General features: G+C 38.3%; 22 protein-coding genes and 1 tRNA gene. 18 read left to right on the forward strand and 5 right to left on the reverse strand.

Annotation, left to right across the window (positions count from 1 at the left end):
- Positions 1-204 precede the first annotated feature (204 nt).
- Positions 205-1,152, forward strand: coding sequence for a stage V sporulation protein K (spoVK, locus tag J7E63_RS25790; RefSeq protein WP_088086526.1), 948 nt, complete (start codon positions 205-207; stop codon positions 1,150-1,152).
- Between the two features lie 54 nt (positions 1,153-1,206).
- Here the strand turns inward: spoVK and J7E63_RS25795 are convergent, their stop codons facing one another.
- On the reverse strand, positions 1,207-1,812 hold the full coding sequence (locus J7E63_RS25795) for a trimeric intracellular cation channel family protein (RefSeq protein ID WP_215017749.1): 606 nt from the start codon (positions 1,810-1,812) through the stop codon (positions 1,207-1,209).
- A gap of 197 nt (positions 1,813-2,009) precedes the next feature.
- Here J7E63_RS25795 and hflX point away from each other — a divergent pair, with 197 nt between their 5' ends.
- The 5 genes from hflX to J7E63_RS25820 all read left to right on the forward strand — a co-directional run bounded on the left by hflX (position 2,010) and on the right by J7E63_RS25820 (position 7,061).
- Entirely contained in the window at positions 2,010-3,269 is a 1,260-nt protein-coding gene (gene hflX / locus J7E63_RS25800; protein WP_215017751.1) for a GTPase HflX, read from the forward strand.
- Positions 3,270-3,283: 14 nt separating this feature from the next.
- A complete protein-coding gene (locus J7E63_RS25805; RefSeq protein WP_215017753.1) occupies positions 3,284-4,555 on the forward strand; it encodes a methionine gamma-lyase family protein in 1,272 nt (423 codons plus the stop codon).
- Positions 4,556-4,680: 125 nt separating this feature from the next.
- Complete coding sequence (locus tag J7E63_RS25810) at positions 4,681-5,082, forward strand: MerR family transcriptional regulator (protein ID WP_215017755.1); 402 nt, start codon at positions 4,681-4,683, stop codon at positions 5,080-5,082.
- Positions 5,083-5,119: 37 nt separating this feature from the next.
- Positions 5,120-6,454: a type I glutamate--ammonia ligase gene (gene glnA, locus J7E63_RS25815; protein ID WP_215017757.1), complete on the forward strand. Its 1,335-nt coding sequence runs from the start codon at positions 5,120-5,122 to the stop codon at positions 6,452-6,454.
- A gap of 352 nt (positions 6,455-6,806) precedes the next feature.
- Positions 6,807-7,061 (forward strand): hypothetical protein, encoded by a 255-nt coding sequence (locus J7E63_RS25820; protein WP_215017759.1) that lies wholly within the window; start codon positions 6,807-6,809, stop codon positions 7,059-7,061.
- Positions 7,062-7,740: 679 nt separating this feature from the next.
- Here the strand turns inward: J7E63_RS25820 and lexA are convergent.
- A complete protein-coding gene (gene lexA / locus J7E63_RS25825; RefSeq protein WP_168242900.1) occupies positions 7,741-8,364 on the reverse strand; it encodes a transcriptional repressor LexA in 624 nt (207 codons plus the stop codon).
- A gap of 157 nt (positions 8,365-8,521) precedes the next feature.
- Between lexA and yneA the strand changes: the two genes are divergently transcribed.
- The 8 genes from yneA (at position 8,522) to J7E63_RS25865 (ending at position 16,714) form a co-directional block, all read left to right on the forward strand.
- Positions 8,522-8,845, forward strand: coding sequence for a cell division suppressor protein YneA (gene yneA, locus J7E63_RS25830; RefSeq protein ID WP_215017761.1), 324 nt, complete (start codon positions 8,522-8,524; stop codon positions 8,843-8,845).
- A gap of 12 nt (positions 8,846-8,857) precedes the next feature.
- Positions 8,858-9,505, forward strand: coding sequence for a YneB family resolvase-like protein (locus J7E63_RS25835; protein WP_215017763.1), 648 nt, complete (start codon positions 8,858-8,860; stop codon positions 9,503-9,505).
- 77 nt (positions 9,506-9,582) lie between these two features.
- Entirely contained in the window at positions 9,583-9,813 is a 231-nt protein-coding gene (locus tag J7E63_RS25840; RefSeq protein ID WP_088086536.1) for a DUF896 domain-containing protein, read from the forward strand.
- Positions 9,814-9,990: 177 nt separating this feature from the next.
- Positions 9,991-11,997, forward strand: coding sequence for a transketolase (gene tkt, locus J7E63_RS25845; RefSeq protein ID WP_215017765.1), 2,007 nt, complete (start codon positions 9,991-9,993; stop codon positions 11,995-11,997).
- Between the two features lie 257 nt (positions 11,998-12,254).
- Positions 12,255-12,695: a sporulation inhibitor of replication protein SirA gene (gene sirA, locus J7E63_RS25850; protein ID WP_215017767.1), complete on the forward strand. Its 441-nt coding sequence runs from the start codon at positions 12,255-12,257 to the stop codon at positions 12,693-12,695.
- Positions 12,696-12,766: 71 nt separating this feature from the next.
- The gene (locus J7E63_RS25855; protein WP_088086539.1) at positions 12,767-12,982 is read left to right on the forward strand and encodes a YneF family protein; all 216 of its coding nucleotides are present in this window, start codon (positions 12,767-12,769) and stop codon (positions 12,980-12,982) included.
- Between the two features lie 185 nt (positions 12,983-13,167).
- Positions 13,168-14,919 (forward strand): ABC transporter transmembrane domain-containing protein, encoded by a 1,752-nt coding sequence (locus tag J7E63_RS25860; protein ID WP_215017769.1) that lies wholly within the window; start codon positions 13,168-13,170, stop codon positions 14,917-14,919.
- Between the two features lies 1 nt (position 14,920).
- Positions 14,921-16,714: an ABC transporter ATP-binding protein gene (locus J7E63_RS25865; protein ID WP_215017771.1), complete on the forward strand. Its 1,794-nt coding sequence runs from the start codon at positions 14,921-14,923 to the stop codon at positions 16,712-16,714.
- Between the two features lie 91 nt (positions 16,715-16,805).
- On the opposite strand, the gene J7E63_RS25870 is transcribed toward J7E63_RS25865, so the two are convergent.
- A complete protein-coding gene (locus tag J7E63_RS25870) occupies positions 16,806-16,982 on the reverse strand; it encodes an aspartyl-phosphate phosphatase Spo0E family protein (protein ID WP_215017773.1) in 177 nt (58 codons plus the stop codon).
- 276 nt (positions 16,983-17,258) lie between these two features.
- Between J7E63_RS25870 and J7E63_RS25875 the strand changes: the two genes are divergently transcribed.
- Both J7E63_RS25875 and J7E63_RS25880 read left to right on the forward strand, forming a co-directional pair.
- Positions 17,259-17,966, forward strand: coding sequence for a cytochrome c biogenesis CcdA family protein (locus tag J7E63_RS25875; protein WP_168242909.1), 708 nt, complete (start codon positions 17,259-17,261; stop codon positions 17,964-17,966).
- Positions 17,967-18,162: 196 nt separating this feature from the next.
- Complete coding sequence (locus tag J7E63_RS25880) at positions 18,163-18,642, forward strand: CcdC family protein (protein WP_215017775.1); 480 nt, start codon at positions 18,163-18,165, stop codon at positions 18,640-18,642.
- Between the two features lie 298 nt (positions 18,643-18,940).
- On the opposite strand, the gene J7E63_RS25885 is transcribed toward J7E63_RS25880, so the two are convergent.
- Entirely contained in the window at positions 18,941-19,366 is a 426-nt protein-coding gene (locus tag J7E63_RS25885; RefSeq protein ID WP_215017777.1) for a DUF2621 domain-containing protein, read from the reverse strand.
- A 314-nt stretch (positions 19,367-19,680) separates the two neighbouring features.
- On the opposite strand from J7E63_RS25885, the gene J7E63_RS25890 reads away from it, so the two are divergent.
- A tRNA-Sec gene (locus J7E63_RS25890) sits at positions 19,681-19,777 on the forward strand.
- A 118-nt stretch (positions 19,778-19,895) separates the two neighbouring features.
- Here the strand turns inward: J7E63_RS25890 and J7E63_RS25895 are convergent.
- The gene (locus J7E63_RS25895) at positions 19,896-20,102 is read right to left on the reverse strand and encodes a tyrosine-type recombinase/integrase (protein WP_215017779.1); all 207 of its coding nucleotides are present in this window, start codon (positions 20,100-20,102) and stop codon (positions 19,896-19,898) included.
- A gap of 382 nt (positions 20,103-20,484) precedes the next feature.
- Between J7E63_RS25895 and J7E63_RS25900 the strand changes: the two genes are divergently transcribed.
- Positions 20,485-21,738 carry a sensor histidine kinase gene (locus J7E63_RS25900; RefSeq protein ID WP_215017781.1) on the forward strand — a complete coding sequence of 418 codons (1,254 nt, stop codon included), beginning with the start codon at positions 20,485-20,487 and terminating at the stop codon, positions 21,736-21,738.
- The last annotated feature ends 65 nt before the right edge of the window (positions 21,739-21,803 follow it).

Raw genomic sequence — 21,803 nt, forward strand, 5'->3', positions numbered from 1 at the left:
AGCGCCTGAAGTGGAAATCAACATGCCAATTTAACATAGCTATTTATTAAAAAAAACTTTTTTAATGAAATTCAGGGAGTTTGAATACATATAAAATGAAGGATTATGCTTTCCTTTGTGCAAATAATCAGTTCAGAATGTAAATTCTGAGTGGCCATAAAAACTCATCATATAAACTGTTGGTAAAAATGAGAGGTGAAAGCTTTGGACCAACCCATCAGAATGAAAAGTAACGGCCAAATAAGAGTAGTTCTCAATTCACAAATAGGGAAAACGATGACAAAAGAGTTACCTGACTTTCAGGTGGTTCCAAAGGACATTCCACCTGAGCATTCGGCTCTAAAGGAAATTGAAGAAGAGTTAGGGGCTCTTGTTGGCATGGAAGAAATGAAAAAGATGATAAAGGAAATTTATGCATGGATTTACGTGAATAAAAAACGTGAGGAAATGGGTTTAAAAGCAAGAAAACAAGCCCTCCATATGATGTTTAAAGGAAATCCTGGAACAGGTAAAACGACAGTCGCTAGATTAATAGGTAAGTTATTTCAAAAAATGAGCGTTTTAACAAAAGGACACTTAATTGAGGCGGAACGTGCGGACCTCGTGGGGGAGTATATTGGTCATACAGCACAGAAGACAAGGGATTTAATCAAGAAGGCCCAAGGGGGAATTTTGTTTATCGATGAGGCTTACTCATTGGGGCGCGGCGGTGAGAAGGATTTCGGCAAAGAAGCAATCGATACATTGGTTAAGCATATGGAAGATAAGCAGCATGAGTTTATTCTTATCCTTGCTGGATACTCCCGTGAAATGGAGTATTTCTTGACCCTTAATCCTGGACTCCATTCACGCTTTCCATTAGTTATTGATTTTCCTGACTACAATATAAATCAACTAATGGAAATTTCGGCGAGGATGTTAATCGAAAGAGAATACACGTTTAGCCATGAGGCGGAAAAAAAGTTAAAAGAACATTTAATATGGGTTAAAGCGGTATTAAGTCCAAATAGTTTTTCAAATGGAAGGTATGTACGAAATATCATTGAAAAATCGATCCGCGCCCAGGCCATGAGGCTGCTCATGTTAAATAGTTATGACAGGCATGAATTAATGACAATTAGAAGTAATGATCTTGTGTTTGAAGAAGATTAGAGACAAAAAAACGGCAGATTCTAAGCAATCTGCCGTTTCTATTTGGATTAGTTATTAATTGGCCTCAAATTTACGTATTGGCAGCTTCCAATCAAAGGTATAGGAAAGGACGCGTAAAACCGTCACAATGAAAAAGAGAGAATACAATTCCCAAGAATGCGTCACGATCTTAAGTCCGATAAACAAGCCTGTCAATATCGCCCATATTGCATAGATTTCCGATCGTAAGACGATTGGTTTTCTTCCTGCCAATAAATCTCGAATAATCCCGCCACCGATTCCGGTTAGCACCGCTGCAACAATAACAGCACTAAGCGGGTGATTCATTTTAACGGCGTAAAGAGCACCTTGGATGGCAAAGGCTGAAAGGCCAATCGCATCAAATAGGTTCCCCCATTTTTGCCAGTGTTTTAAAAGGTTGCTTGGAAATAAAAACACAGCTGTTATGGATAATAAGGCAATTTGAAAAAATAACCCTTGTTCCCAAAGTGCTGATACAGGTACACCGATTAATAGGTTTCGAATCGCCCCACCGCCAAAAGCGGTGACAATACCTAAAATGTATACGCCAAAAATATCATATTCCTCTTCCATCGCAACAATGGCCCCGCTAACGGCGAAGGCGATTGTTCCGATCATACTTAAAACTTCCCAAGTCATCTATCCAAATTCTCCTTGAAATCTATATATTATATAACACTATGAAAAAAGTAATAAAATTGTTATTAGAAAACAGTAAGATTATATCAGGATGTGGAGAAATTACAATAAGTTTTTTCTAATGTTGGGCAAATTAGAGTATACAACCTTTTTTTGTTATGATGGGAGATAGAAGATTACGGAAGGAACGATGCCATATGGAACAAAAAGACACGAAAGAGAAGGCGATCCTCGTTGGCTGTCAGACCAATGGGGATACTGATTTGCGCTTTCATTATTCAATGGAAGAGTTAGGTGCACTAACAGAAACCGCTCAGGGTGAAGTATTGATGTCAGTCGTTCAAAAAAGGGACCGGCGTCACCCAGCTACCTATATAGGTAAAGGGAAAGTGGAGGAACTTAATGTCCTGGTGGATGAACTGGAGGCAGATATAGTCATTTTTAATGACGAGCTTTCACCAAGTCAAAAAAGAAATCTCTCTACGGACCTAAATGCTCGTATAATCGATAGAACCCAGCTCATCTTAGACATTTTTGCACAAAGAGCTCGCTCCAAAGAAGGTAAATTACAAGTTGAACTTGCCCAATTGCAATACATGCTTCCTCGTCTTGTGGGTCAGGGAACAGCATTATCCCGTTTGGGGGCTGGGATCGGAACAAGAGGACCTGGTGAAACAAAGTTAGAATCAGACCGCCGGCATATCCGTCGGAGAATCGATGAAATTAAAACCCAACTTTCCGTCATCGTTCAGCACAGGGATCGATACAGAGAAAGAAGAAAGAAAAATAAAACCTATCAGGTCGCGATTGTCGGTTATACCAATGCCGGTAAATCCAGTCTTTTCAATCGTTTATCCGAAGCAGAATCGTACGAGGAAAATCAATTGTTTGCAACACTAGATCCAATGACACGAAAATTGATTTTACCTAGTGGTTTCCTAGCCTTGATTACAGATACGGTTGGGTTTATACAAGATTTACCGACAACACTTATTGCTGCATTTCGATCCACGCTTGAGGAAGTCAAGGAAGCTGATTTGCTTCTTCATGTGGTCGATATGTCCAACCCAGATTATTTTCATCACGAAAAAACAGTAAAAAAGCTGCTTGAAGACTTAGAAGTTAAAGATATCCCGCAAATAACAGTATATAATAAAAAAGATATTCAGCATTCAGATTTTGTCCCAACCGCTGATACACCGACCGCGTTTATTAGTGCATTTGATAAAGAGGACCGTCAAGCCTTGAAGCAGCAAATGGAGAAGGTAGTTATGGAAATGATGGATTCTTACGAAGTTCAGATTCCGTCCACAGAAGGAAAGCTGCTTTCTTTATTAAAAAATGAGACAATATTAAGAGAGCTTGTGTTTGATGAAGAAGATCAATTCTATCGATGCAAAGGATATACACTTCAGGATCATCAAATAACAGGACAATTACAGAAATTCACAATATAGATAGGAGTCACAACATGTTTCAACAGTTAAAAAATGGGGAAAAGCTTCAGCCGATGGTAGAGGAAGTTGAACAACAAATCGCTAAAGTACATAAAGAAATAGACAATAGAATCGAAACAAATCAATTTCGGGTATTAAAAAGCTTTCAAAACAAAAGAGTGAGTGATTCACATTTTAATCCGTCGACCGGGTATGGCTATGACGATCATGGCAGAGATACACTAGAAATGGTCTATGCAGACGTCTTTGGGGGAGAAGCAGGACTTGTTCGTCCGCAAATAATCTCAGGCACACATGCCATTTCCATTGCCTTATTTGGCGTTCTTCGACCTGGGGATGAACTTCTATATATAACTGGCAAACCCTATGATACGCTTGAAGAAATTGTTGGACTTCGTGGGAACGGGGTTGGCTCATTAAAGGAATTTGGAATTTCCTATGATAGTGTAGCTCTGACGAATCAAGGTGGAATTGATTGGGAGGCTGTCTCAAAGAAAATAAAACCGAATACAAAAATGATTGGCATTCAGCGTTCCAAGGGCTATGCGACAAGACCATCATTTACGATTGCAGAAATTGCAGAAATGATAACGTTTGTCAAAGAAATTAAACAAGATATGGTCGTATTTGTAGATAATTGCTATGGGGAATTTGTTGAGGAGACCGAGCCTTGTCATGTCGGTGCGGACTTAATCGCAGGGTCACTTATCAAAAATCCAGGCGGCGGGATTGTGAAGACTGGCGGCTATATTGTTGGTAAAAAACAGTGGGTGGAGGCATGTTCGTATCGAATGACTTCACCAGGGATAGGAGCCGAAGCAGGAGCGTCCCTTTATAGCCTTCAAGAAATGTATCAAGGCTTTTTTCTTGCCCCCCATGTGGTTGGCCAGGCATTAAAAGGGGCCGTTTTCACAGCAGCGATGTTGGAGAAATTAGGCATGAATTCTTCTCCGAAATGGAATGCTAAAAGGACAGACTTAATTCAGTCTGTCCAGTTTGATGATCGAGATAAAATGATTGCTTTTTGTCAGGCCATTCAATTCGCATCACCGATTAATTCTTATGTCACACCCCATGCCAGCTATATGCCAGGGTATGAGGACGATGTAATTATGGCAGCAGGTACTTTTATTCAGGGGGCGAGCATTGAACTCACCGCAGATGGACCGATTAGACCTCCATATGTTGCCTATGTACAAGGCGGCTTAACCTATGCACACGTAAAGATGGCTGTTTGTCTGGCCATAGACCACTTAACCGATAAAGGATTAATCGAATTGTTTTAGGGAGAACAGCTAAGTGTCCAATTTATTTAAAAATTTTAATGTAAGAAAACCTAACATATCATTGACAACTTTTCTAACACGAAATATAATAGTATTATGAATAACCCGAGGGGAGGAGGAATTAGATGGGTGGAAAGGAAATTCGCCGTTCCATGCCACTGTTTCCGATCGGAACAGTCATGCAACTAACGGAACTTACAGCCAGGCAAATTCGTTACTACGAAGAACACCAATTGATTTCTCCGGCAAGAACCGAGGGGAATAGACGGCTATATTGTTTAAATGATATTGATAGGCTTCTAGAAATTAAGGATTTAATTGATCAAGGTGTCAATATGGCTGGCATTAAACAATTGTTCCTAGTAAAAGAGCAACAATCAAACATTCTTGAACAACAAACAGAAAAGACTAAGCGCGAATTAACAGATGAACAGCTTAGAAAGCTGCTACGCAACGAAATGATGCATTTAGGTCGAAACAATCGATCCTCGTTACGTCAAGGAGATATGTCAAGATTCTTTCATTAATGTGGAAGTTTCTTTTTAAAAAATAGGAGGTAAGAAAATGGCAAAGTATTCAAGAGAAGATATAAAAAGATTAGCGGTCGAAGAAAACGTGAAATTTATTCGTTTGCAATTCACAGACATCCTTGGAACTATCAAAAACGTGGAGATTCCAATTAGTCAATTAGAAAAAGCACTTGATAACAAAATGATGTTTGACGGTTCTTCAATTGAAGGTTTTGTACGGATTGAAGAATCTGACATGTTACTATATCCTGACCTTAACACTTGGGTTGTATTCCCATGGACAGCAGAAAAAGGGAAAGTTGCCCGCTTAATTTGTGATATTTATACTCCAGAAGGAAAACCATTTGAAGGGGATCCTCGTAATAACTTAAGAAGAGTATTAAAAGAAATGGAAGAGTTAGGTTTCACTAACTTTAACCTTGGACCTGAGCCGGAATTCTTCTTATTTAAATTAGATGAAAAAGGCGAACCAAGTTTAGAGTTAAATGACCAAGGCGGATATTTTGACTTAGCACCAACAGATTTAGGTGAAAACTGTCGTCGTGATATCGTGCTTGAGTTAGAAGAAATGGGCTTTGAAATTGAAGCTTCTCACCATGAGGTAGCACCAGGTCAGCATGAAATTGACTTTAAATATGCAGATGCATTAACAGCATGTGACCAAATCCAAACGTTCAAGCTAGTTGTTAAAACAATTGCTCGTAAACACGGTTTGCACGCAACATTCATGCCAAAACCGTTATACGGAGTCAATGGATCTGGAATGCACATGAACCTTTCATTATTTACAAATGGAGAAAATGCATTCTATCAGCCAAGCGGCGACTTAGAAATGAGCGATACAGCTCGTCAATTTATTGCAGGTATCCTTAAGCACGCTCCAGCCTTTACAGCTGTAACGAATCCAACTGTAAACTCTTATAAGCGTCTTGTTCCTGGTTATGAAGCACCTTGCTACGTTGCTTGGTCAGCTAGAAACCGTTCACCATTAATTCGTATTCCTGCTTCTCGTGGATTAAGTACACGTGTTGAAGTAAGAAGTGTAGACCCATCTGCTAATCCATACCTAGCAATGGCAGTACTTCTAAAAGCTGGTTTAGACGGAATTAAAAACAAATTAACTCCTCCTGCACCAGTTGACAGAAACATCTATGTAATGAGCAAAGAAGAGAGAATCGAAGAAGGTATCGTCGATCTTCCTGCAACATTAGCTCAAGCATTAGATAAACTAAAATCTGACGAAGTAATTGTGTCAGGTCTTGGCGAGCACATTATGGAACACTTTGTTGAAGCAAAAGAAATCGAGTGGGATATGTTCCGCACAGTCGTTCACCAATGGGAACGCGATCAATATATGAGCATGTATTAATCTCATCTAAAGCCCTGGCGCCTAGCGTCAGGGTTTTTCTATGTCGCGCTTCTTTTCTTAGATTCTCTCAGTGAAAAATGCCATCCCATTGGCTACCAGGTTTGTTCCATTACAACAATTACGGTAGCTAATAAGCCTAATTGACGACCCAATTGGTCTTTCTCAACGACTTTGGACGTCAATGGCTCTTTTTCCAATTAGGCATCCTCGATCATTCTAAATAAAATTAATAGGAATAGAATAGAAGAAGGGAAGAGGTGCTTGATGTTCTTTAAAAATTCACAATTTTTACGGTTTATTTAATCCTAAATAATATATGCTTAAGTTGTAAACATTTGGGAGGTGCTCTAAATTGTATAAACTGCAAATTTGTAATGCTCTAACCCAAGAAATACTACGAGAAAAGACGTATAAGAAGCCTGACCTTATTTTAAGTTTGATAGAATCAGGAATAAAAGGTCAGGAATGTTTTCTATTTGATGAACAGCGCAAGACCTTGAAAGGAACGTATGTTACTCATTCCAGTTTTAATGAAGGGGACACGAAAGTATATAAAGTGCTTTTTAAGGTGAAACTATCTGAAATACAAGCAAGAATAGCGAAATAGGCAGATAAAGGAGTGGCTTATGGCTGCTCCTTTTTAGTTTGAGAATGAATGCAGCTCTTCTGTCATAGTGACAACAGTACACGACCTCATTGTTATTCCTTTGGAACGGTCGCGTAGGAAAGCCACTACGCGCCCCAACTCTATGAATTCTTCTGGAACCGTCACGTAGGCCGCCTCTACGTGCCCCAACTCGTAGAAATTCTTCTGGAACGGTCACATAGCCCCCCTCTACGTGCCCCAACTCTGTGAAATTGTTCTGGAACGGTCACGTAGGCCGTCTCTACGTGCCCCTACTCGTAGAGATACTTCTAGAACGGTCACGTAGTCCGCCTCTACGTGCCCCAACTCGTAGAGATTCATCTAGAACGGTCACGTAGTCCGTCTCTACGTGCCCCGACTCGTAGAGATACTTCTAGAACGGTCACGTAGTCCGCCTCTACGTGCCCCAACTCGTAGAGATTCATCTAGAACGGTCACGTAGGCCGCCTCTACGTGCCCCAACTTCTAGAAATTCATCTAGAACGGTCACGTAGGCCGTCTCTACGTGCCCCAACTCGTAGAGATTCTGCTGGAACGGTCGCGTAGACCCACTCTATCCCGGCTTCCGTAATTACTTCAGCTTTAGGTTGATTAGCACAACAAAAAAAGAGTCGGCACGTGTATGCCAACTCTCTTAAACTTAATGAATATGTCGGTAAACCCCAATAACTTTACCTAAAATCGAAACATTCCTTAATATAATAGGGTCCATTGTAGAATTTTCCGGCTGCAGGCGTATGTAATCTTTTTCCTTGAAAAATCTTTTACAGGTGGCTTCATCTTCCTCGGTCATTGCTACAACAATATCCCCGTTATTAGCGGTTGGCTGCTGTTTCACAATTACATAATCCCCGTCTAGGATCCCAGCTTCTATCATACTCTCACCCATGATTTCTAACATGAAAACTTGTTCATCTGCAGGTGCAAGACTTTCTGGAAGCGGAAAATACTCTTCCACATTTTCAATCGCTGTTATTGGGAGTCCTGCAGTTACTTTCCCAACCACTGGAACATTGACAACTGTATTTCTTGGTATATGTGCAGCAACATCTGCTTCTAATATTTCAATTGCTCTTGGTTTTGTAGGATCCCGTCTAATAAGTCCTTTGCTTTCCAATCTTGCTAGATGTCCGTGAACAGTAGAACTGGATGCGAGTCCAACCGCTTCTCCAATTTCCCTTACTGAAGGGGGATATCCTTTACTCTTAACCTCACTTTTAATGAAGTCTAAGATATCTTGCTGCCTCTTTGATATTTTAGCCATGATAAAATCCACCTCGCCTGGTTAATGTTGACTTTATTATAACATGTTCGCATTTTTTATACAAACATAAGTTCGAAAATATGGTTGACAACAAACAAACGTTCGATTTATAATGAAAATAATAAAACGAACATACATTCTTATAGAGGTGTTATTTATGAAAAAATTATGGAACAAATACTCCTATGCTATTACTCTTATTATTTTAAGTTGTTCACTTTCAATCATATTATCATTCCAACATCATTCCAACGCGCAAGAAAATTTTTTAAAGGTTACAATCACAGAAGGAGATTCACTATGGAAAATCTCTAATCAATTTTCGGGTCAACATTCATTATCAAACAAGGAGTTTGTTGCTTGGATAAAAAAGCATAATGAATTAGATGATGATCAAATTTTTCCTGGTGAAGAAATTATCATTCCGGTGAGTAAAGAAGTCTCATCTAAGAATGAATTTGCTAGTGCCGTTGGTGAATAGAAAGGAATTTTTATGAAAGCAATTATATACTGCCGTGTCAGCACAAATAAGGAAACACAAGAAACTTCGTTAAAGCGTCAGGAAGAGGAATTAACGCAACTAGCTAACACCTATCACTTTGAGATTGATAGGGTAATTAGGGAAAAGGCTAGTGGCTATGATTTTAATCGTGAGGGGATTTTTCATTTATTAGAACGAATTAGAGATAAACAGGTACAAGCCCTCTTAATTCAGGATGAAACACGGCTCGGTAGGGGGAATGCCAAAATTGCACTCTTGCATTGCATATTAAAAGAAAATATTAAACTTTATAGTATCTCCCATAGTGGAGAATTACAGCTTTCCGAATCGGATTCCATGGTTTTGAACATCGTAAGTATGGTTGAAGAGTACCAACGGAAACTACATAATGCAAAAATCAAACGTGGAATGAAGCGAGCAGTCCAGAATGGATATAAACCAGAAAAAAACTTAAAAAATCTCGGAGAATCCTCTGGACGAGAGAAAATTGAAGTTCCAATTGGAGAAATTGTCCGGTTAAGAAAAAATGGATTAATTTTTTCAGAAATAGCTGCTACACTTAGAGGTTTTGGCTATAACATTTCTAAAGCCACGGTTCATAGAAGATTCCAGGAATATATTGAATCACAAGAAGAATAGACCTTTTGCCTTGTCATTAGGTTTTTTTTTTAGTAAAATCAGGTGTCATGTAAATAGGTTGAAAGGAAGGTCTTTGAATGCTTTCAAAAGAAAAGATGGCTAGAATTAATGAGCTGGCACGAAAAGCAAAAGCAACGGGATTGACTGAAACAGAAGCGAAAGAGCAAACTAAATTAAGAAGTGAATATTTGGCTACTTTTCGTTCGAATATGCTTGATACCCTTACCAACACCAAGTTTATTGATCCGGAAGGAAATGACGTTACACCGGAAAAAATCAAGGCTAGGAAAAAAAATACACTTCACTAAAAGTTCAGGAATACATTTTTTGTATTCCTATTTACATATACTGACTATTTTTGTGTAAAAATAAAAAAATAGTGACTTTTGTTTCTTATTATTATGCTATTTGTTGAATAAAAAACGGTAGCGATATAAAATTGAAAATGTATTTAGTAACCTTGTGATTAGGAAAGGATGTAATTCATGTTTAATACTATTGATGATTTATCTGTAACCTCCATTCGAACGCTTTCCATTGATGCGATCGAAAAAGCAAACTCAGGACATCCAGGAATGCCGATGGGTGCAGCGCCAATGACCTATACTTTATGGACGCGTTTCTTGAACCAAAATCCAAAGAATCCACAGTGGTTTAACCGTGATCGTTTTGTCTTGTCAGCAGGTCATGGTTCAGCGTTGTTATACAGCATGCTTCACTTGTCTGGTTTCAACTTAACAATGGATGACTTAAAGCAATTCCGCCAATGGGGCTCTAAAACACCGGGACACCCAGAGTATGGCCACACTGAGGGTGTAGAAGCAACTACTGGTCCACTTGGACAGGGGATTGCAATGGCAGTAGGAATGGCAATGGCAGAACGCCATGTTGCAAGTGTTTATAATAAAGATAAATATGAACTTGTGAACCATTTTACATACAGTATCTGTGGAGATGGAGATTTGATGGAGGGTGTATCTGCTGAGGCAGCGTCGCTAGCAGGACACTTGAAATTAGGGCGATTGGTAGTCCTTTATGATTCAAACGATATCTCACTTGATGGAGACCTAGATAAGTCGTTCTCAGAAAGTGTCAAAGATCGCTTCCTATCATACGGATGGCAATATGTTCGTGTTGAAGACGGCAATAATCTGGATGAAATTGCGAAAGCTTTGGAAGAAGCTAAAAATGATTTAGACAGACCAACAATGATTGAAGTAAGAACGGTCATTGGCTATGGTTCACCAAACCGTGCTGGAACTTCAGGTGTTCATGGCTCACCACTTGGAGCAAATGAATTAAAACTTACAAAAGAGGCTTATAAATGGACTTTTGAAGAAGATTTCCATGTGCCGCAAGAAGTCTATGACAACTTCCAGAAGCTGATCGTTGAAAATGGCGAGAAAAAGGAAAAAGAGTGGAATGATCTTTTCGCTCAATATAAAAAAGAGTACCCTGAACTAGCTACTCAGCTTGAACAAGCATTAAATAATGAACTTCCTGCAGGTTGGGATAAAGAAATCCCTGTATATCCAGAAGGAAAAAGCCTTGCAAGCCGTGCCTCTTCAGGGGAAGTATTAAATGGTATTGCTAAGAATCTACCTATTTTTATCGGTGGATCCGCAGACCTTGCTGGTTCGAATAAAACGATGATTAAAGGTACGAAAGACTTTATGCCTGGTTCCTATGAAGGTCGCAATATCTGGTTTGGCGTTCGTGAATTTGCGATGGGAGCTGCAATGAATGGTATTGCTCTTCATGGCGGCGTAAAAGTATTTGGCGGAACATTCTTTGTCTTCTCTGACTACTTGCGTCCTGCCATTCGTCTAGCAGCTTTAATGGGATTACCTGTCACTTATGTCTTTACCCATGACAGTATTGCTGTAGGGGAAGATGGACCAACACATGAGCCAGTTGAACAGCTTGCAGCATTACGTGCAATGTCAGGATTATCAATCATTCGTCCTGCAGACGGTAATGAAACGGCAGCTGCTTGGAAACTTGCAGTGGAGTCTACCAACAAACCAACTGCACTTGTTTTAACTCGTCAAGATTTACCTACATTAAAAGGAACGGATACCAATGCGTACGAGGGAGTTTCTAAAGGGGCATATGTAGTGTCTCCTTCAGAAAGAGAAACTCCAGATGCGTTGTTATTAGCAACTGGATCAGAAGTAAGCCTTGCAGTGGAAGCTCAAAAAGCGCTTGCTGGAGAAGGTGTTCATGTTTCGGTTGTAAGTATGCCTTCATGGGATCGATTCGAGCAGCAATCTCAAGAGTACAAAGACTCTGTTCTGCCAAGAAGTGTGAAAAAGCGTCTTGGAATTGAAGTGGGAGCATCATTTGGCTGGCACAAATACACTGGTGACGAAGGCGATGTTCTTGCTATTGATCATTTCGGAGCTTCAGCACCAGGAGAAAAGATTATGGAAGAATTCGGGTTCACTGTAAACAACGTAGTTGCACGTGTAAAAGCACTTTTGCAAAAATAAAATAATGAGATTTTAGGGAGAGCGGAAATCATCCGTTCTCCTTTTTTGATGGTTTAATGAGTACAAATTTCAACAATATTATGAACAAAGTTATTATTTGCAGGAAAATTCAACAAATCTACCGAATTTATAGAAGAATAGTTTAGTTTCCTGCAAATCGACAAAAATAGTGGAAGTTTTTGCCGCCGTAAGACATATGTTTCGTTAGTCTTTTTTTATAATAGTAAAAAGGGTAATCAACGAAGGAGAGAACAGTGGTGAGAAAATATCAGCTATATTTAATAGAAGATGAATTTGCGACCCATTACTTCGGAAGAGAACGATTGTTTTTTCAGCTTTTTCAGGAACATCGAAAAGCAAACGGCGAACTTAAATTTATTACACAAAAACAAATTTCCTATATAACAAAAAAGGTTGAGGTACTAAAGATCCATCAACTTATCCAAAAGCAGCTTGGAAAAATCAAGGGATTTAAAGCTGAGCATGGTGCATATTCAATTGAATTAAGTGGAAAACTAAGTACGGCAAAGTTAGAGGTTTTTCAAGACTTAATTACAATCGAGGCACAAGGCAGCTATGAAGCTGAGACGGCTTTTTTTGAAGTTCTAAGAAAATGTGAAACTTCCTTTTTGGCACTTGACCTTGAACATCAGCGATACGGTTGGTTAAAGCCGATAAAGGAAAGAAAATTTATCTAATTGCAGATATTGTCTAATCGTGTTTTATTTAGTACACTGTATGGTAGACAACATGAAGGAGGAAGTTGAATATGGGTTATTACATTCTAGTTGGTATACTAGCATTAGCAGCTGGTGTAGCACTAGGATTTTTCATTGCTCGTAAATATATGATGAGCTACTTAAAGAAAAATCCGCCAATCAATGAACAAATGTTAAAAATGATGATGATGCAAATGGGACAAAAACCATCACAAAAGAAGATCAACCAAATGATGGCTGCCATGAACAAACAACAATCAAAATAAAACGGACTAGCACTCATATAGATGGGTGCTTTTTACGTGCTGATAAAATATTCTAAATCTTTATTATTTTATAAAAATTTGGTAAAATTAAACCTCAGTCCGTTGGATTATTTTTCCGAATAACTTTAATTAAAAACGTATTCAATTTTTGGCAGATCGATTACTCGTGTTTTGGGGGCGGTTTAATGAAAGTATTTTTAGAATTAGGCTGGTATTTTAAACAGGAGAAAAAAGCATATATATCGGGGATTTTCCTCTTAATGCTTGTAGCAATTATGCAACTGGTGCCGCCTAAGATCATAGGAATCATTGCTGACCAAATTAAGAATGGGACGATGACAACGGGAATTCTCTTGAAGTGGATGGCCGTATTAGTTATTATTGCTCTTGCAATGTATTTCCTTAGGTACTACTGGAGAATTATGATTTTTGGATCATCAGTTAAGTTAAGTAAGTTGCTTCGAAATCGGCTGTATCATCATTTTACAAATATGTCGCCATCATTTTACCAAAAACGTCGAATAGGGGATTTAATGGCACATGCCACCAACGATCTGTCAGCCATTCAACAAACAGCGGGCGTAGGCGTGCTAACCTTCGTTGATTCTCTTTCAACTGGTGGGTTTGTTATCTGTGCCATGGCATTTACGATTAGCTGGAAATTAACATTAATCTGTTTAATTCCGATGCCCTTTATGGTAATCCTTACAAGCTGGTTTGGAACAATGCTCCATCGAACCTTTTATCAGGCACAGGAAGCATTTTCGTCATTAAATGATAAAACTCAGGAAAGTATTACTGGGATTAAAGTGATTAAGACGTTTGGTCAGGAAAAGGAAGATATCGAGGATTTTCGGAAGCAATCAGAAGATGTCGTCCAAAAAAATATCACTGTCGCCAAAATTGATTCTCTCTTCGATCCGACGATTTCGATTATTGTTGGTATTTCCTTTTTCTTATCGATTGTGTTTGGTGCAAAATACGTGCTTAATGGGGAACTAACAATCGGGCAATTACTCTCGTTTACTACATATTTAGGTTTACTCATCTGGCCGATGCTTGCATTTGGCTGGTTATTTAACATTGTTGAGCGAGGCAGTGCTTCCTATGACCGAGTTTCCATGCTCCTTCAAGAAAAAGAAGATATAACCGATAAGGAGGGGGCCTTAAACGTGGTGCCCGCGGGTGATATTGAATACAATCTTTCTAGCTTTACCTATCCTGGAGAAACCACACCGGTTTTAAAGGATATAAATTTTTCGTTATATACCGGCGAGACGGTGGGCATTGTTGGTAAAACCGGTGCTGGTAAAACCACTCTTTTAAAACTGCTCATTCGTGAGTTTGATAGTTATCAAGGTGAGATTAGATTTGGAGGGAATTCTCTGCAGGATTACAAGCTTGAAAAATTACGCGAGGCCATTGGTTATGTACCGCAAGATCATTTCCTGTTTTCAGCCTCTGTTGGTGAAAATATCGCCTTTACAAACCATGGGGCATTAATAGAGGAAGTCGAGAATGCCGCTAAGCTTGCCAATATCCATACTGATATCCTTCAATTTACTGAAGGGTATCAAACGGTTGTTGGAGAGCGTGGGGTATCCTTATCGGGCGGGCAGAAGCAAAGGATTTCGATTGCCCGGGCTATTTTGATGAAGCCAGAAGTGTTAGTACTCGATGATTCCTTATCTGCAGTAGATGCAAAAACAGAAGAAGCCATTCTTTCAGCATTAAAACAGAATAGGGAAGGAAAAACAACCATCATCACTTCACACCGATTAAGTGCCATTCAACATGCAAATCTCATTCTGGTTCTTGAGGATGGAAAGATTGTGGAAAGAGGTACACATGAAGTATTGATGGAATCGGGTGGATGGTATAAGGAAATGTATTTACGCCAGCAGCTAGAAGAGTTGGTTGAGCATGGAGGGCATTAAGATGGACGAAAAAATTCAGCTTACAGATCGTGAACAAAGAAATATTTTATTCCGGCTGCTATCCTATACTAAACCACAAAAAAAAACGATTGTCATAGCATTTATTTTCTTAATACTAACAACGATCGGCGATATCGTTTTGCCGATAATCGTAAAAATATTTATCGATGATTATTTAACACCTGGAAAGCTTGAGTTTCAGCCACTTTTGATCCTAGGTTCCACGTACATGTCAATCCAAATCATTAAAGCGATTCTAATGTTTTTTCAATTGGTTAAATTCCAGGAACTGGCTTTGAAAATTATCCAACAGTTGCGCATTGATGTTTTTTCTAAAGTACAGTCGCTCGGGCTAAAGTATTTTGATAAGACCCCAGCAGGAAGTATCGTTTCAAGGGTGACCAATGATACGGAAGCCATTAAAGACATGTTTGTTACCGTTATTGCAACGTTTATCCAAGGTGGATTTTTATTGCTAGGTATTTTTATTGCGATGTTTATTCTGAACATCAAACTTGGCTTATTATGTGTCGTGATCCTTCCACTATTATTGTTTGTCATGAACCTATACAGAAAATTAAGTTCACGATTTTACCTTGATATGCGCGAACGGCTAAGCCAGTTGAATGCCAAGCTCAGTGAATCATTATCTGGAATGGGTATTATCCAAGTGTTTCGGCAGGAAAAAAGACTCCAGGCAGAATTCGGAGCTATTAATGACCAACACTATCAGGCAGGAATGAAAAATATCAAAATAGATAGCCTCCTGTTAAGACCAGCGATTGATTTAATCTATATTTTGGGTTTAATCATTGTATTAAGTTATTTCGGAATAACGTCTTTTAACAAGGTGGTGGAAATCGGCGTGTTATATGCCTTCATAAATTATTTGGATCGTTTTTTCGAACCGGTTAATCAGATGATGATGAGGCTTTCCTTGTACCAACAAGCGATTGTTGCTGGCTCGCGTGTTTTTAAACTGTTGGATGAGGAAGAATTAGCACCAATACAAAAGGAAGAGCGGACCATTTCCATTGAAAAAGGAATGATTGAGTTTAAGAATTTAAGTTTTTCCTATGATGGAAAACGTGATGTGCTAAAATCTATTTCCTTTACGGCAAATCCTGGTGAAACAGTCGCACTGGTTGGCCATACCGGAAGTGGAAAAAGCTCGATTATCAATTTGTTAATGCGTTTTTATGAATATGAAAGGGGGGACATTTTGATTGATGGTCAATCGATTCGGAACTTCACAAAGACAGAACTCAGGGAGAAAATGGGCTTAGTCTTACAGGATCCATTCCTGTTCTACGGGACGGTGAAGGATAATATCCGCCTTCATTCGAATGAGATGACGGATGAACAAGTCGAAGAAGCAGCAAAGTTTGTCCAAGCCCACACCTTTATTGAAAAGTTGGAGGATGGCTTTGAACATAAGGTTGTCGAGCGTGGTACCACATTTTCAAGCGGTCAAAGGCAACTAATCGCTTTTGCCCGAACGATCGCCGCTAATCCCAAAATATTGGTACTCGACGAAGCGACCGCTAACATTGATACAGAAACAGAAGAAGCCATTCAAACCGCACTCGCCAAAATGCGAAAAGGTAGAACGACTATTGCCATTGCGCATCGCCTGTCCACCATTCAGGATGCTGATTTAATCTTAGTATTGCATCAGGGGGAAATTGTTGAAAGGGGAACCCATCAAGAACTGCTTGCCCAGGGTGGCTTGTACCATAAAATGTTCCTTTTGCAAAACGGAGCGGTAGAACGTCTTGAGGATGTCGTGAATTAATGGAAAAAAGCCTGGCGGAGTCGCCAGGCTTTTTTCCATTATATAGGTCTATTGTCTATTTCTAATGATGACGACATACAACGACTTTCTTTTAACTAGCTGATGAAGGCATCTTGTTTATATATATTCTATGATATTCATTTAAGAGATGATCAAGTTCCTGGCTGTAACGAATTGCAACGGAGGATGTCAAGCCGTTGGTGATGGCGACTTGAATTAATTCAGCTCGTTTTTTTTCAATTAATGTACCTAAATCATTTTTTGTCACGGCCGATGTCCTTTCCGGAGTAACCCCTAAATTATGGTGCAAATAGACTACAAATATATCAAAATGACATTGGTTTTACTAGTATAACCTATGATGTAAATTTTTTCAAAGACATTTGTAAATAAATATCCAACGAATTTATGCATATATTTTATGGAAGAGGCATTTCAGTGAAACAAAAAAAGGCGGCGACACAAAATATTCAAGTTAACCATTATCATTTATATCAAACATTTGTTAGAATATAAACGTATCGACTATAGTGGGAGTGTTAATATGTCAGATGTAAATATATTTTTAGCCTTAGGGGCAGGATTTTTAAGCTTTATTTCTCCTTGTTGTTTACCGCTTTATCCTGCATTTCTCTCGTACATCACAGGTATGTCTGTTGGGGAGCTAAAAAGTGAAAACGCCATGCTTCAAAAGCGGAGTCTACTCCACACATTATTTTTCCTTTTAGGCTTTTCGATTATTTTTATTGCGATTGGATTTGGAACTTCGTTTCTAGGAAGCTTTTTCTTACAGTATAAAGATCTTATTCGTCAACTAGGCGGAATTTTTATTGTTTTCTTTGGTTTAGTGATCGTAGGAATTTTAAATCCGAAGTTTATGATGAAGGACCGCCGCATTGAATTTAAAAATCGTCCTTCAGGTTATTTTGGTTCTGTTTTAATTGGGATGGCATTTGCAGCTGGTTGGACGCCTTGTACAGGTCCGATTCTATCGTTTGTTATTTCCCTAGCAGCCACAAATCCAGGTTCAGGTATGATGTATATGATTGCCTATTGCCTAGGCTTTGCCATACCATTCTTTATTCTTTCGTTCTTCCTTGGCCGCATGACTTGGATTAAGAAGAACAGCGGCAAAATTGTAAAAATTGGCGGTTACATAATGATTGTCATGGGGGTTGTTCTCTTCTTTGACTGGATGACTAAAATCATTACTATTTTTTCAGGAATGTTTGGTGGCTTTACGGGGTTCTAATGTAAACTCGAAAATGATAAATATATAAAAATATTATATTCTTTGAAAGGGAACTTCCTTAGGAGGTTTTTTCCTTTTTTGTATCAATTACCTGTGTGGTAAAAATGGGAACATTTTATTATGAGCTAAATTTTTTCAAATGAATTTATTTGCGATATAATGGGTTAGAAAATAAATTAGATAAGGAATGAATCTAATGAACATAGTTCTTGCTTCTTCAATTGGAGCGGTGTTTATGGGCACCCTTGCCTTGGTTGTCCGCATGAAAGCCGCAAAGAAACCCACGAATGCTCGTAAAATAATTCTACCTCCATTTTTCATGTCGAGTGGGGCTTTAATGTATATAGATCCGCAATTTAGACTAACTGGAGCAGAAATGATCGAGGCAGCGATTGTGGGGATGCTATTCTCAATCTTACTAATTAAAACCTCAAAGTTTGAGATCCGCGATAACGATATTTATCTAAAGCGATCCAAGGCATTTTTCTTTATTTTAATTGGACTATTAGTTGTTCGCCTTGTTATGAAGTCGGTTCTAAGTGCAACCATTGATTTTGGAGAATTAAGTGGCATGTTCTTCTTCCTTGCTTACTGTATGATTGTGCCTTGGCGTATTGCGATGTATATCGATTACAAAAAGTTGTTTAGGCAACTTCATGGAGATAAGCAATTATAATTATGTGAGAGACTGGTCCTTTATTGGATCAGTTTTTCTTTTTAGGATTTGTTGGATTATGTTATTGAATTGTAGAGGGAATAGTTTGATAGGACCGGGGTATTGGATACAGGAATTCAGGGGAAATTAATAAAAAGTGTCTTCAATAAGGGCTATTGACGACAAAAGGCAGGAAAAAACAGTGAAAAGTATCGCCAATGAGGGCTGTTGACGACAAAAGTTAGGAAAAAACTATGAAAAATGTATCCAATGGAGTCCGTTGATGACAAAATAAAAAAACCGTCTATTAGCTAGACGGTTAAAATAGGTGCTCAAAAGGAGCGACATCAATTCTATTTTCAAAAAGCTTTTTTCGTAAAAATTTATGATCTCTTTTGGGTGTTGCTTGAATATATCCACGAATGACGAGGTCCTGAGTGATTTTAGGAGCTTTTTCTTTAAGGGCGATTTCGCCAATCTTTCCGGCAATCTTATGTCTGGCAACATCGCGGAATAATTCGGGAACAGGGCTGACTAAATCCTCTAGGAGTTCTTTCTCCTCGGGCCCCCACAAGTGCCGCGATTCATTTACATAATGTTCTTCCCAATCCATAACTGACTTTCCGTCTTCTTTCGGCATCTTCTTCAAAAACTTTCGGAACATAAAAAATCCACCGATGGCAAATGAGCCAACTAGGAAAAATACCCAGAACAGGATAAACCATAGAAACCAACCATGAAGCATATCTATTCACCTACAAGATAACTATTTTTCTTCTTATTATAGTCTGATTTTATGAATTAAGACAAGTATTGGACAAAATTGAATGAAATTATACTTAAGATTTTAATCAAGAATCGAATTATAATGAATGCGCGAAACAGGTAATGGTTCTGTAGTTTCCTGATGAAAAGCTTGTCGAAAAAATGACAAATCCATTGATTCTATTGATTATCACCATATTCCATAGTAATATGATATCAAATGATAGGGAAGCGAAGTAATTTGTTTCTTTCGCCAATAGACTGTGTTAATGTAGTCCAAACATCTTCATCCATGGGGCTGAATGGGGTACTGGTGTCCTCCACAGTCTTCAAAACTGCTTGAGACCTGCGTGCCAGGTCTGGTGGGTTCGATTCCTACGCAGTCCCGCCAACTCAATCATATCAAGGGTTCTAACGAATTCTTATTTTACATAGACCAGAGGGCACTCGGTCTTTTTTTATTGATTGGTGCCCAAATGGTGCCATTCACATTTTGGTGCCCTTGATATTTATTCAAGCAATCCATTTAAGTGATCTACTGCGATGCCTTCAATGGAATCAGTTACATGGGAATAGGTATCCAATGTAACTTGAATTTTGGAGTGTCCTAATCGCTCGCTGACTACTTTGGAATGTACGTTTTCCTTAAGTAACATGGTCGCGTGGGAACGCCGCAAATCTTGAAACCAGATGTCGGGAAGGTTAGCTGCTTTCAATGCTCTCTTACCACGTCAGATTTACAGATATTAGAGCGATGAAAAGGTGAGTGAGTCTATGGATGGACTAATTTTTTTCTACAAACAGCAATCAAGTATGTGAAAACTGCTGCAAATGTTTTTTTAGTATAATTTGAAGGAGCATAATCTTTTTCTTCTCAATTATCTGTGTGTGGAACAATCGAATGAAACAAGACTTTTCGGGGCGTCACAGTGAACTTTGTTCTAGTAATATATTTTTTTTGGTCATAACATTGAAGCTTAACTAGTAGGTTAATATTCATTTTTGGGAATTTTTCACTTAAATAAAAAAAGCTCTCTTTTATAGGACTTATCCCTTATAATTAAATATGTTAATAAATTTTGACAAAGGATATTTACTATGGACTTCATTTATATTAATCAAAATGTTATAGATAACTTGTTTTACATTTTAGTAAGTATTTTTGTTTTCTTCGTTTTAAGTGATAATTTTAAAACGCTTAAAAATTATCAAAAAACCCTTATTACAGCATGCATGAGTTTACCAAGTATTTTATGTATGAAATTCCCTATTTATATTGATGAATATTGTGTACATGATTTAAGGCAAATTCCTTTTTTAATTGGTATACTTTATGGCGGATGGCCTGTCGGGGCTGCCTTGTTGATAATTTCGTTGGCGATTAGATTTTTTATTTATGGATTCAATTCTCTAACTCTTATTGTTTATATCGTGATCTTTATTATAACGGCACTTTTTTCAAAAAAGTTCAGCATGTTCAATAGAAAAAATAAGCTTATTTTCACAGTTCTGTTATCTTTGTGTCTTGGAATACTAACAACTTCTATAGCTGTTATCATATCTGATTCATTTAGGGTGACTGAAGCTTATATGTTTTATTTTATTTTCCTTCCTCCAGTAGTCATGTTTTTCGTTGTATATATAATAGAAATATTAAGTGACGCAATTAGTATAAAGTCAAAAATAGTAAAGCTAGAAAAGATGGAAGTTGTTAGCCAGTTAGCAGCGAGTATTTCCCACGAAGTTAGAAATCCTTTAACAGTTGTAAAGGGGTTTATTGATCTCCTAAAAGCCCCTAACCTTTCTCAAGAAGTTAGAGAACAGTACTTTCAACATGTGGTTAGAGAGCTTAAATCTGCAGAGACAATTATTAGTGATTACTTAGCATATGCAAAACCTGCAACCGAAGATATAGGTATTATTTTAATAGATCGTGAAATAAGAAGTATTATTGAAATGACGAAACCATTGGCCAATTTGAATTCGGTGAAGGTATCAGAAGAGTTAGTGCCAGGAATTACACGCGGAAATATTCAACATTTCAAGCAATGTTTTTTAAACCTGATTAAAAATAGTATAGAGGCTATGCCAAACGGTGGGGAGCTTAGTTTAGTTACACTCGTAAGTAAATTCGATATCATTATCGAGATAAGCGATAACGGTGTTGGAATGAGTAAAGAACAAATAAACCGTTTTGGCGAACCTTATTACAGCACTAAAGAAAAGGGGACTGGATTAGGTTCAATGGTTGTTGTAAAAACAATCGAGACAATGAATGGGAAAATTAAGATAAATAGTGTTTTAAATAAAGGAACAACGATAAGAATAACACTTCCTATTTATACTTCATGAACAAGGTGCCAGGTGCCATCCAGATATTGGATGGCACCTGGCACCTTTATTATCAATTGGTTTGC

This window comes from Bacillus sp. ISL-75 (genome assembly GCF_018613095.1).

What these genes read in the sequence shown, in the direction of transcription:
- J7E63_RS25795 (WP_215017749.1), bottom strand. Translation starts at nt 1,812, where the DNA reads ATGACTTGGGAAGTTTTAAGTATGATCGGAACAATCGCCTTCGCCGTT.
- hflX (WP_215017751.1), top strand. Translation starts at nt 2,010, where the DNA reads ATGGAACAAAAAGACACGAAAGAGAAGGCGATCCTCGTTGGCTGTCAG.
- J7E63_RS25805 (WP_215017753.1), top strand. Translation starts at nt 3,284, where the DNA reads ATGTTTCAACAGTTAAAAAATGGGGAAAAGCTTCAGCCGATGGTAGAG.
- J7E63_RS25810 (WP_215017755.1), top strand. Translation starts at nt 4,681, where the DNA reads ATGGGTGGAAAGGAAATTCGCCGTTCCATGCCACTGTTTCCGATCGGA.
- glnA (WP_215017757.1), top strand. Translation starts at nt 5,120, where the DNA reads ATGGCAAAGTATTCAAGAGAAGATATAAAAAGATTAGCGGTCGAAGAA.
- lexA (WP_168242900.1), bottom strand. Translation starts at nt 8,364, where the DNA reads ATGGCTAAAATATCAAAGAGGCAGCAAGATATCTTAGACTTCATTAAA.
- yneA (WP_215017761.1), top strand. Translation starts at nt 8,522, where the DNA reads ATGAAAAAATTATGGAACAAATACTCCTATGCTATTACTCTTATTATT.
- J7E63_RS25835 (WP_215017763.1), top strand. Translation starts at nt 8,858, where the DNA reads ATGAAAGCAATTATATACTGCCGTGTCAGCACAAATAAGGAAACACAA.
- J7E63_RS25840 (WP_088086536.1), top strand. Translation starts at nt 9,583, where the DNA reads ATGCTTTCAAAAGAAAAGATGGCTAGAATTAATGAGCTGGCACGAAAA.
- tkt (WP_215017765.1), top strand. Translation starts at nt 9,991, where the DNA reads ATGTTTAATACTATTGATGATTTATCTGTAACCTCCATTCGAACGCTT.
- J7E63_RS25855 (WP_088086539.1), top strand. Translation starts at nt 12,767, where the DNA reads ATGGGTTATTACATTCTAGTTGGTATACTAGCATTAGCAGCTGGTGTA.
- J7E63_RS25860 (WP_215017769.1), top strand. Translation starts at nt 13,168, where the DNA reads ATGAAAGTATTTTTAGAATTAGGCTGGTATTTTAAACAGGAGAAAAAA.
- J7E63_RS25865 (WP_215017771.1), top strand. Translation starts at nt 14,921, where the DNA reads ATGGACGAAAAAATTCAGCTTACAGATCGTGAACAAAGAAATATTTTA.
- J7E63_RS25875 (WP_168242909.1), top strand. Translation starts at nt 17,259, where the DNA reads ATGTCAGATGTAAATATATTTTTAGCCTTAGGGGCAGGATTTTTAAGC.
- J7E63_RS25880 (WP_215017775.1), top strand. Translation starts at nt 18,163, where the DNA reads ATGAACATAGTTCTTGCTTCTTCAATTGGAGCGGTGTTTATGGGCACC.
- J7E63_RS25885 (WP_215017777.1), bottom strand. Translation starts at nt 19,366, where the DNA reads ATGCTTCATGGTTGGTTTCTATGGTTTATCCTGTTCTGGGTATTTTTC.
- J7E63_RS25900 (WP_215017781.1), top strand. Translation starts at nt 20,485, where the DNA reads ATGGACTTCATTTATATTAATCAAAATGTTATAGATAACTTGTTTTAC.